Here is an 11,842-nt window from a genome sequence, read left to right on the forward strand (position 1 = left end):
ATGATTGTAAATTAACGTAATGAAACATTTAAACCCAATACGAAAGTTCTGGTTAAAGGATAATTGTTTGTCCAATCGCCTGAACCTCTTGAAGAATAATTATTTTCAGGATCCCAACCTATCCAGTTGGTAAAAGTGTACAAATTACGGCCACTGGCATAAACCGTTACGCCGCCAAGGTGAAGTTTATCCAATAGGCTCTGACTGAATACGTAGCTTAAAGTAACGTCTTTAATTCTCGTATAACTTGCATCAGATGCGTAGCCGTAGCCAAGTGTATTGTTGTATGATAATGCAGGCCTTGTCTGGCTCATGTTTTCTGCAGTCCAATACCCTATCTCAGCTGGTGTATTCCTTCTGCCTGTTTCATCACCATAGGTTAAATCCTGGTTGTTTTTCGTCATGCCCTGGGCCGTTTGTATAAAAACACTCAGGTTAACATTTTTGTAATGGAACGTATTGGTTAAACCACCCGTCCATTTTGGATCTATCTGACCTAAAATGGTCCTGTCATCTGCTGTAATTCTGCCGTCGCCATTTAAATCCGCAAATTTTAAGCTACCTGGTCTCGCTGTTGGGTCTTGTTTGGAAACATCTTCCCCGGTTTGCCAAACACCAGTCATTTGATAATCATAGATTACACGAATCGGTTTTCCCAAAAACCATCTGTTTCCCAAATCATCTTTACCATCACCATATAAATCGGTGATTTTATTTTTATTGGTTGCAAAAACGATGGCCGTTTCCCAACGGAAATCCTTGCCGGTAAAGTTTTGCGTGTTGATGCTAACTTCTAAACCTTTGTTAGTTGTTTTACCGATATTTTCTAACACCCTTGAGTATCCTGTAATAATTGGTAAACTTCTGTTTAAAAGCAAACCGCTGGTTTTATTCTGGTAAGCTTCAATAGAGCCAGTAATTCTGTTATTAAGAATACCAAAGTCTAACCCAATATTGGCCGTTTTGGTGGTTTCCCATTGTAAGGAAATATTGCCCAGGTTGTTTGGAACAACACCAATTGTACTTATCCCGTTAAAAGGATAGCGTACAGAACCATCTGTAGTAATGGTATTATAAACGCCAACTGCCTCGTTACCAGTTTTACCGTAAGATAACCTCAGTTTCAGATTGCTGAAAACTTTAGAGTTTTTCATAAAATCTTCGTTGATGATATTCCAGCCAACTGCCGCGGAAGGGAACACACCGTATTTGGTTGTATTTGCCCCAAAAACAGATGAACCATCTCTACGTGCGGTTAAAGTAAGGAGATATTTACTGTCGTATGAATAGAATAAACGGCCCATTTGCGAATTCAAGCCATATCTGTCGCGGTAAGAACCACTTGTTTGGGTTGCGCCGGCACCAATATTATCAAGTCCCAATTCATCATTTACAAAACCTACAGCACCAGCTGTGGTAGAATTGTATTTACGTTCCTGCGCACTGTACAAAGCCGTAAAATCGAAATGGTGTTTTTTAATGTCTTTAGAATATGTTAAGATGTTTTCGATGGTGTAGCTGTTTGTAGATGCGTTGAAACTACTTGCTGTACCATTTAAATCATTAGCCAAACGCCCGATATAACTTCCTCTTCTCTCGGGGAAGTAAGTATAGCCCGCATTTAACCTGAATTTTAAGCCGGTTAAAGCGCCAGGAAACTTAACTTCTGCATAGCCGTTTCCATTGATATTTGTGGTTCTGCTAATCTGCGTAGTTGTTAATCCAAGTAATGGGTTCGTGTATAACTGCTCCGGGTTCATAGGGTAAATTGCATACGTTCCGTTTGCATTATACTCCTGACCGTAAGGACTCATCGCTGTTGCGAACAACAAGTTTGCCCGGCCACCATCATAATTGTTGCTGGTTAAAAATAACGAAGTACCAACGGTTAAGAAACTTGTTACGTTAACATCAAGGTTAGAACGTAAACCAATACGTTTAAAATTATAGCCTTTAATTACGCCCTTTTGGTTTAGGTAATCGCCAGAGATAAAATATTTAACATCTTGAGAACCGCCTGAAATACCAACGTTATGATCCTGAATTACACCCTGTTGTGTTGCTTCTTTAACCCAATCGGTTGTTGTGCCGGCATTGTAAGCTGGTAGCTCACCAATGTTTGGTACAGGTCTTTGTTGCACCTGCCCGGTTTGCTTAAGAAAATCTGCGTATTTCTGTACGTATTCGGCGCCGCTTCTTGGCTCCAGAATATGCGCAAGGTTATCTATACCGGCATAACCGCTATAGCGAATCACCGGCTTACCCGCCGTACCTCGTTTTGTTGTAATTAAAATAACACCGTTTGAACCGTTTGTACCATAAATTGCGGTTGCACTTGCGTCTTTTAACACTTCAACAGATGCAATATCATTCGGATTAATGTCATTTAACGAACCACCTGTTTTACTCAGTGGCACACCATCTACAACAACGTATGGGCCGCTACCTGCGGTTATTGAATTTTGCCCTCTAATTAAAGCACTGGGCTGGCTGCCCGGAACTGAAGAAGTTGTTGTAACATTTACCCCTGCCACTGCACCCTCAATAGATTGCAAAACGTTGGTAACCGGTAGTTGCGACAACCTCGCCTTTGGTACTGAAACTACAGAACCCGTAACATCCGAACGTTTTTGTGTACCGTAACCGATAACAACAACATCATTAAGTGTTTTATCCGGCGCTTCGATAAGGTTTACATTAACCTGCATCTCATTACCAACTAAAACTGATTTACCGGTATAGCCGATAAACGTGTAAACAAGGGTTTCGCCTTTAACTGCGGCAATTTTGTAACGGCCGTTGCCATCAGAAATAGCAACTTTGGCAGTAGTTTGATTCTTAATCGTTGCACCGGGAATTGGAAGGCCCTTCGCATCGAGCACGGTGCCGGAAACTTCTGTAGTTCCTGTTTGAGCAAAAGCACTCATTGGCGTTATTTCTGCCAGCAGAAATATGACCAGTAAGGCAAGCACACACCTAAGTGGTGAAAGTAAATTTTTTTGCATAATGATGATTTGGTTAGTTAGTTATTGAGTAATTAATTTGGCTTGTATAAAAAGTTTTTGAAAGTCTATTTTTCAAAAACATCATGGCTTGAACGAGCTGTTTGCTCAAAGCTTCTTGTAGTTTTCATCTATATATATTTGGTTTAAACAAATTAACTACAAAATCAGCCTTCGGCGTGAGGGGTAATACGGTAATTAATAGGGGTTAAATTCTTACAAATTGCTCAAAAAACCTTATTTCAGGCGAATTCAACAAATCCTCAATGCAATTAAACGTAAAATGTACGTTTATTTTTTTAAAGCAAAAAATCTCCCGGTTGGTTGGCTAAAAAAAACCAAACACTTACCTCAAATCTGCACTATGGTCGTTAGGGAAATCTTCTCCTGCCCATATTTTTTGCGAACTCCACTTAGCTGCCGGATTAGCCCAAAATGCATCAGTTGAGGGTAAGCCCAGAGGCAGGAAAATATTGGTGCAAATGTATGGACTGCCCTGATTGTTATAAAAATCTCCCAAATCAGGTTGCGAACCATATAAGCCGATGGTTAGCCAGCCATTTTTGTAAGTTGTCGGGCTTTCTAAAGTTTTTCTAATGACTGCGGTTAAAGCGCAACGCACCTGCTCCGGACTTAATTGTTTCGGCAAAGCCTTTCTAAAAGCCATATCTGCCAAATGATGAAAAGCGCCGCCACGATAAACAATTGAGCGCCCTGTGGCCGGGTAAGTTCCATCTGTATTTATTAAACGTTCCTGAATAATGGCATAACGCTCGTTCCTTTTCTTCACTTTTTCGAACATGCTGTTGTAATCTTTAACCTTGCTGCCGATAATGCTCGAAATGGTGGCCAGATAAGGATGAATTACATAGCTGTTGTAATAGTCAAAAGCATACGTACTGCCATCTTTGTACATACCATCGCCCACGTACCATTGCTCCATTTGCTGCAAAGCGTAATCAACACGCATCGGGTCCCAGGCGTAGCCAAACTTGGCAAGAAAAGCTTCATTCATTGCAGAAAATAGCAACCAGTTCGAAAAAACGGGCTTAAATCTCCGGGTAGTCACAATAGATTTCATCATCAATTCCTGATTTTTCTTATCGAGATTTTCCCAAAGCCAAGGCGCACGAATAAATGCCAGCGCTACATATGATGCATCAACGAGCTGTTGTCCGCCAATATCGTAATTCATGAAATCTTTGGCATTTGAATCCAATGAGTTTTTCAATCCCTGAATAACCCAGGCTCGGTATTGCTTTCTTAAAGCCACTTCAGCAGCATCGCCACCTTCAAGTTGTAACCATGGCGCAATTCCACTTAAAACCCTGCCTAAAACCTCAACATACTGTACTTTAATGCGGTGCTCTTTATTATCTATATGGATAGAAGTAACCTGAGGCATATTTATTCTCAAGCTATCTTTTGCCAGATTATACAAAACAGGCTTTACCATTTTGTCCATTTGCTGAAGCCAAAACTGCCTGTCGCTTACTGCAGCGGGCTGTTTATTTGTTTTCTTCTTCTGCCCGAAAGCTGATGGAGTAATAACAGCAATGGTAACAAGGCATACCAAAAGCTTTTTAATTATAATTTTCATATCGATAATCTTTTTTTACTTTTTTAAGTATCTGTACATTTCGCAGTTGGCCAAGAGAAAAGCACCCACGCCAAAATTTGCGGTTGAGTTTGCATCTACAATCTGCCCCGGAATTGCTTTTTCTCCAATCGGCTGCACATAACCCACTTTACCAGTTTCCTGCAACGCTGTTTTTGTTAAATAAACCCAGCCTTTTAGCGCAGCCGGGAAATAGGTTTTCTTACTTAAATATCCGTTATTAATTCCCCAGAGTATACCATAAGTAAAAAATGCTGTTCCGCTGGTTTCGGGTCCGGGTGCATGGTCCGCATCAAGCATACTTCGGGTCCAGTAGCCTTCTTGTTGCTGGCTTTTGTGTATGGCCTCTGCCATACCTTTAAATTTCGCAATGTATTCGTTTCTGTGTTTATCACTTTTTGGGAGGTCTTTAAGCACTTTCGCCAAGCCGGCGAAAACCCAACCATCGCCCCTGGCCCAAAAATCCTTTTTGCCATTTACACTCTTGTGTTGCGGATACACATATTTTGCGTCGCGATAATACAGTTTTGCTTCGCTATCGTACATAATGCTATTGGCATAGCTAAAATAATCATAAAGCTTATCCAGATATTTTTGATTGCCGGTTGTTTTATAAAGTTTTGTCATAACAGGCATCACCATATACAAACCATCTGCCCACCACCAATAATCGTTTTGGCTGGTACTCATTTCAAACTCCATAACCTCTTTAGCCCGGGCAATTTTATAGGCTTCGGGTTTTAAATGGTACAAATCGATATAAGTTTGAAAACATATCTGCCAATCGCCGAACAAAACGTGGTCGTCAGTTTCTCCATACTTGTATTTCCAATCACTTTTATTCGTAGATTTTGCACCCATCCACTGATTATGACTTGCCCAATCTTCTGAATATTTGAGATAGCTTTCGTTCTTCGTGAGGGCGACAACCTCCATATTTCCGGTATGGTATGCAGCATTGTCCCAAAAAGACCGAACCTGAGGCTTATTGTTTGTTTGCCAATATGTATTCGCTTTGTTGATGATGCCCAGAACGTCTTTTTTTAAGGGCAATTTTTGCGCATTCACCGTTCCTGTTATAAAAAATACCATCAGGAAACTAAAATAGATTTGCTTTCTCATTATTTAACAGGTTTTATTCCCTTTAAGGTTGGTGTCACTTTTTTGATGTTTCCATCGGCGTCAAATTCCAGCTTATCGATGCAAACTTCACGGTTGTAGCCAGCAGCATCGCCCATTGTTATGCCTTTTGGCCGTGTAAAGCGATGGTAAACAATATACCATTCATCCTTTCCGGGAATTTGGATTACGCTGTTGTGTCCGGTTCCGTAAATACCATGTTGCGCATCTTTTGCCAGAATCAAATTATTTTCGGAAACAGCTATTTTTCCTGTAGGCGAATCTGATGTGCCATATTTTACCCGATAGTTTTCGCTTCGTGTATCATCTTCAGACCACAAAAAATAATATTTACCGTTGCGATAAAACACCTCGGTACCTTCTCTAAAATCTTTACCGGGTGTAATCACTTTTATCAAATTTGTATCAATTGAAACCATGTCCGGATTCAATGGTGCAACCGCCATGTAGCCATTTCCCCAATACAAATAACTTTTACCTGTTTTTGGATCCGTAAAAACATCCGGATCTATCTCTTGTCCGCCTTTAACGCCTAAAGGTTTTGTAGCGATTAGCGCCTTCCCGCTATCTTTAAATGGCCCTTGCGGGTTGTCTGCGACAGCAACACCAACCTTCTGCGCCGCTGTGAAATAATAGAAATATTTATATTCTCCGTTTAACTTCTTCTCCGCAATAGTTGGCGCCCAGGCATTTCTCTTAGCCCAGCTTACATCTTTTGGCAAATCGAGTATTATCCCTTCATCTTTCCAGTTTACTAAATCAGTTGAAGAAAAACTTTTGAAATAATTACCGCTCCAGCCCGTAAAGCCATCGCTTGTTGGGTACAGATAGTATTTTTTGGTTTTGTTGGAGAATAATATTTCGGGGTCAGCGTAGTAACCTTTCAAAACAGGATTGTTATTTACTTTTACATCTACATGGTAGGCAACCGGTTGTTTGCCAGCAACCGTAATGGTTATTTTTTTGGGTCCGCCAGAAAAATCCAGCTTACCTTTTGGCGCAATCATCACACCAGGATAATCCGCAAATTCCGGGTCGAAGGCTTTTAAGTTTGTGCCATATTCAACCGGAAGGAAAAGTGTTTTGCTACTGGTTTCTAAAACAATATTATGCTGTTTGATGAATTTAGACTTGGCAGATTTCAAAACAGATTCTGCACTGTACCACTTCGCTACCAATCGTTCCATTTCAGCTTGTGTTATAGGTAAAACCGTTCCATGCCTCGGATGAAAGTCCATTGAAACGTCCTGGTCTACCACTTTAAAGCTTTTTAAGTCCTTGCTTCGCGTAAACTGATATTTCCCTTTCATGTAAACATCATACATCAGGATATAGTCATCACTGTTATTTAACTTAAATACTCCTGCCCCTTCTACAGCTTCTGTGGTTTGCTGAAGGTATTTATCTTCCAGCTTATAGCCCTCCGTTAACTTATTAGATACCGCCTTTTTGATACCGTTTCCATTGCCTTCGGTTTTAAAAAACAAATTGTATTTTCCGTTATGGTAAATGATATCTCCATCGATGCAAGAGCCGTTTGTAGGACTAAAAAACAACTGTTTGGGTTCAGTTTCCAAATCTGTAAAATCGGCATTGGCGTAGACGTAATATATTTTATCAGGCGCTGTGCCATGTTTCATAGACCAGTAAACCATATACTTCTTTTTTACATTATCGTAGATAGTTTGTGGAGCCCAAACGCGTAGCAGCGTTTCATTACCCGGAAACCGATTTTGAATATTGACAACGGATGAAGACCAGTTTATTAAATCTTTCGACTTTAACAAAACCATAGCCCGGTTAGAATCCCAGCCTTTCGCCGAAACCATATCGGTAACGACCATATAAAAAGTTTTTCCATCAGCGCCACGCAAAATGTGCGGATCGCGAACACCTCCTGTTGAGCTTATTTTTTGCGAGGAAATTATTGGTTCATCATTGTTTAGTGCATTAAAACTGTATCCGTTTTTACTTAACGCATAATGAATCGCTTCCTCTTTTTTATCGTTACCGGTAAAATACACAAACAAATAACCAGCATTTTTTTGTGTAGCCGTTTTAATTGTTTGCGCAATCAGTTTGGTTGAAAACAAGCCCATGCAAATGCACAAACAAGTTATGATTATAAGCTGCGTTTTTATGTTAAAGTTCTTCATGCTACTTTTTAAATTTTGGTACCCATTGCAAAACCTTAACTGCTGTCGGTTTTGATTCGGCTTTCCCCTCGCCATCTACCTGTATTACATTTTGCAAATAAAGGTTTAGTATTTTTTTATCTTTCCAAAGCGCTGTATCGTAGCTTGGTTCCCAATCGCCTACGCTTTTATGGGTTAAATCTTCTATCTCCCAATTATTTCCTGCAATATTTTTATTTATCGCGATTGAAGCTTTGCTGCCACGTTCCTCATCTCTGAATATAATTCCGGCAGCATATTGCTTACCATTGGGCCAAACGATAATCTGCGGCCTGGAAATCGGAATTTTCTTCGTGCCACCACCGCTTAAGCTAAATGCAGTTTTTCTGAAAGTCAACGCATTCACCTTCCAGCCATTTCCGTTGTTAAAAACGATATGATATTGCGGAATTTCGCTCGGCAAGTCTCGCCAATAACCGGCAATAGAAACGTTACCCTCGGCATCGGCATACATCGAAGTCTGGTTTATCAATTCACTTTTTTGCGGAATTTTTAAGGCGTATTCGGCATTGGATTCAACAATTGGAAGACGATACTTTTCTCCTGTAGATTTTTGCCAGGTAAGGCCACCGTCTAAAGATTTCGCATAACAAAGGTCGTGGTTGCTGGCTACATCAGGGCTTTCCCGCCAAACCCACGACAAATGAATTGCACCAGCCTTGTCAATAGCGACCTGCCAATAGGCATTTCGTTTGCCCTCGCCATCAATCATGCCATCCTGAATGCGTTTCCAGGTTTTGCTTTTTGTACTGTAACGATTGATCATCAAATTACCATTACCAGAGCCGCCGTCGCGGTAAAAGAAAAGCAAATCTCCATCCGGAAGCTTATAAAATTCGGGGTAGCTAACCTTATTTTCCTTGCTTGAAACCATTTCCGACTTTTCTCCAAGCTGTAACGATGCCGGCGCAAGTCCCTTTGCATAATTTAAATTGTTGTTATGCTGCCCCCAGGCCACATGCACAAAGCCAGCCCCGTCAACAATTATACTGATTGATTTATGCGCATCGGTTGCGTCGCCTTTGTATTGTGTTTGTTTTACTTGCCAAATGTTAGAACCGGTTTTTCGCTTCGCTAAAACAACAAACTGCCCGACATCATAATACGCGGCGTATTGAAAATTTTGGAAAGTAACCAGCGAGTTTTTACGAAAAATAACGGCATTTACTGAATTCTTAGACCAACCATTTGTCGAAATGGTGCTGCTACTCGGCGTTTGTGCGCTAAGCGAACAAACTTTAAATAATGAAAGACATAGCAAAAAACCCAGGGCAAAGTGGCACTTATAATTTTCGGTTATCAAATTGATATATTTGGTTAGTCGAAGTACCGAAAATCTCACTATTTGTTTAGGGGGCAAACTCATATTAAAAGGGGGGCGATTTAATAATCCACAAAGAGGTTTAAGTCTTGCGGGCCGATAATTATTGTATTAAAAAGTTATGGCTACTTTAGCAACCGTATCTCATAGATGTTTGGAATTGTAGAATTTGACGCCGCTACAAACTTCAGTTCCATTTCAACAGCTAATAATGTTTTCGGGATATTAATTTCCGAAACATAAAAATCGTTTCCACTGGTTCCATCAATGTTAACTTTTTGCAAAAGTTTATCGTTAATAAAGACTGAAAATGTTTTATTTCTTTCATTGCCATGAAGTGTAAATGACAGTTTTGTGGCTGCTAAATCTTTATCTTTAAGGCGATAACTAAACCAGCTTTTACCATTCCTAAAATGGCGCTCGTGGAAGGTGCCGTTATCGGTTTGCTCACCTTTAAAGCCATGGTCTGTTTCCGGTTGCTGCTCGCCAGTGTTAATCAAATCGACCGTTGCAAGCTCCAGTTTGATTTTCTCCTTTTCATACAAATTCATGCTCTTTATCCGCTCCGGTAAATGCGCAAAATCCGTATAAGGCCAATAAATTACGTATCGTTTTTCATTAAGCATATAAAACGGAACCAGTTTTAGATTCTTATATTTTGGTTGATAGATTAGCGTTGAAGCACTGAAATTCATATTTTTCGACTGTTCGGGGTGTACATTTTGAGCCAGCGTAGCCATATTGCCAACGAGGAGTGGCGCTTCATTTAAAGGCAGTAATGCACCACTGGCAATATGCCCCATTCTGCTACCGTCTGCAAACAAATTAGGTTCGCTTAACGTATCAAGTTCTGCCGCCAAAACGATAGGTCCGCGGGTAAAAGCGACCCAATCAGAGCCATCAGGCAGGAAATTAGCTTTTGTGTGCATGGGTAGTTTAAGCTCGATAACATCTCCGGTTTTCCACAATCTATTTAGTTTTATATATCCCGATTCATCATTGGCAGCAAGTTGAAGTTTACGATTTACATAAATCTTCATTTCATTGTTAACTACCCATGAAGGTTTGCGAAAATAAATATTGAAACGGCTATTCTTTTTGAGCTTTAGTGTTAAGCTTGTGGTTTCCTGAGTTGGGAAATTTGTTTCCTGAATGATTGAAACGCCCTTTTCCTTCCAGTTCAAAACAGACGGAACGAATAAGTTCACGAAAATATCGTTTGCACTATGACTGTAAATTAACTCGCCATATTTGCCATGGTTTTCAATACCTGAGCCTACACAACACCAAAAGCTCTCCTGTGAACGCGAATAAGTTCTATAATGCCCAGGCCTAATCGGTGTAAAATATACAAATCCGCCTTCGGGATTTTGGGAGCTTAAAATATGATTATACAGAGTTTGCTCGTAATAATCGATATATTTTGATGAGGGCTGCGAAAGAAAAAGCTGCTTTGTAAGCTTCAACATATTATAAGAGTTGCAGGTTTCCGGCCCTTCCCTTGATTCTATCATCGATGAAAAGTCATCAGAAGGATTGAAATGTTCGCGAACGCTATTGCCGCCAATCACGACAGTTCTATTATTAACCACGGTATTCCAAAAAAAGGCGGCGGCGTTTTCCATTGTTGTATCCTTCCCTGCAATTCCTATTTGTTCGTAACCGATAACTTTCGGAATTTGAGTATTAGCATGCAGACCATTTAAAGCGTCTGTTTTGTTCAACAATGGCTTTAAAAGGGTCTTATCCGAAAATTGCCGAGCCAGTACAAGGTACTTCTTGTTACCGGTTATGGAATAAACATTTGCAAAAACTTCGTTTAAGCCACCGTGTTCACTTTTAAGCATTTGCTGTATTTGCTCGTCCGATAATGTTGAAACCAGATTTAAACACCAATCCGTTAAGCCAATTAAAATCGCTTTTGCCTGCATATTGCCTGCAACAGCATAAGCATCGTACAGGCCCGAAAAAATTTTATGGATGTTGTAGAGCGGCACCCATTTATCATTCAAAGAAAATGAGGAAGCCCTGATATTGCCAGCTTTGATTTCAGTCCACATCTTTTTGCCGCCGGGAATGCCAGATACATATCCATCACCATTTGCCGTCTGACACCGTTTTAATTCCGAAATCATGTAATCAAGCCTGCCCTTAATTTCCGCATTTTTTGTTGCAGCGTACATAAATGACAGCGCCGAGAGGTAATGGCCGGCCATATGCCCATCCAGTCCGGTATTTTCCCAGTTACCGTATGATTCTGCCTTGGCCTTTAAACCGGCTTCGCGTAAATATGGCGCCAATAGCCTGTCTGGATTAAGTTCCAGTATGTATTTTAAGTCGGTTTGCTGGGCATTTTTGAAAAGCCCCGGACCAAGCCTAACCTCAGTTAAGCTGAAGGCCTGTAATCTTTGTTGCGCAAAGGCGCTAATCGTAAGACTAAAAAATAAGAAAATGGTTAAAATCGGCCTCATAATTATTTCAGTATCGGGATGATGTGATAATTTCCCATTTGCTACACTTTGTGTTTTTCATTTACGAATAACCATAAATTGTCTGTTTAATAAAA

6 protein-coding genes are annotated in these 11,842 nt (G+C 40.3%); all 6 read right to left on the minus strand.

Features of this window, described 5'->3' with window-relative positions; all coding sequences use genetic code 11:
- Positions 1–11: 11 nt before the first annotated feature.
- The gene (locus ASG14_RS10130; protein WP_056870926.1) at positions 12–3,005 is read right to left on the minus strand and encodes a TonB-dependent receptor; all 2,994 of its coding nucleotides are present in this window, start codon (positions 3,003–3,005) and stop codon (positions 12–14) included.
- A gap of 343 nt (positions 3,006–3,348) precedes the next feature.
- The gene (locus ASG14_RS10135) at positions 3,349–4,602 is read right to left on the minus strand and encodes a DUF2264 domain-containing protein (RefSeq protein ID WP_056870927.1); all 1,254 of its coding nucleotides are present in this window, start codon (positions 4,600–4,602) and stop codon (positions 3,349–3,351) included.
- A 15-nt stretch (positions 4,603–4,617) separates the two neighbouring features.
- Positions 4,618–5,742, minus strand: a complete 1,125-nt coding sequence (locus ASG14_RS10140; RefSeq protein WP_056870928.1) for a glycoside hydrolase family 88 protein — start codon at positions 5,740–5,742, stop codon at positions 4,618–4,620.
- A complete protein-coding gene (locus ASG14_RS10145; protein ID WP_082491502.1) occupies positions 5,742–7,916 on the minus strand; it encodes a family 43 glycosylhydrolase in 2,175 nt (724 codons plus the stop codon). The genes ASG14_RS10140 and ASG14_RS10145 overlap by 1 nt, the downstream gene beginning before the upstream one ends.
- A 1-nt stretch (position 7,917) precedes the next feature.
- A complete protein-coding gene (locus tag ASG14_RS10150) occupies positions 7,918–9,258 on the minus strand; it encodes a BNR repeat-containing protein (protein ID WP_235528559.1) in 1,341 nt (446 codons plus the stop codon).
- Positions 9,259–9,401: 143 nt separating this feature from the next.
- On the minus strand, positions 9,402–11,747 hold the full coding sequence (locus ASG14_RS10155) for a glycoside hydrolase family 127 protein (RefSeq protein WP_056870929.1): 2,346 nt from the start codon (positions 11,745–11,747) through the stop codon (positions 9,402–9,404).
- Between the last annotated feature and the right edge of the window lie 95 nt (positions 11,748–11,842).

Origin of the sequence: Pedobacter sp. Leaf194 (genome assembly GCF_001423945.1) — a bacterium.
Taxonomy (GTDB): domain Bacteria; phylum Bacteroidota; class Bacteroidia; order Sphingobacteriales; family Sphingobacteriaceae; genus Pedobacter.

Coding starts and splice junctions, on each gene's coding strand:
- ASG14_RS10145 (WP_082491502.1), bottom strand. CDS start 7,916: ATGAAGAACTTTAACATAAAAACGCAGCTTATAATCATAACTTGTTTG.
- ASG14_RS10135 (WP_056870927.1), bottom strand. CDS start 4,602: ATGAAAATTATAATTAAAAAGCTTTTGGTATGCCTTGTTACCATTGCT.
- ASG14_RS10140 (WP_056870928.1), bottom strand. CDS start 5,742: ATGAGAAAGCAAATCTATTTTAGTTTCCTGATGGTATTTTTTATAACA.
- ASG14_RS10155 (WP_056870929.1), bottom strand. CDS start 11,747: ATGAGGCCGATTTTAACCATTTTCTTATTTTTTAGTCTTACGATTAGC.
- ASG14_RS10130 (WP_056870926.1), bottom strand. CDS start 3,005: ATGCAAAAAAATTTACTTTCACCACTTAGGTGTGTGCTTGCCTTACTG.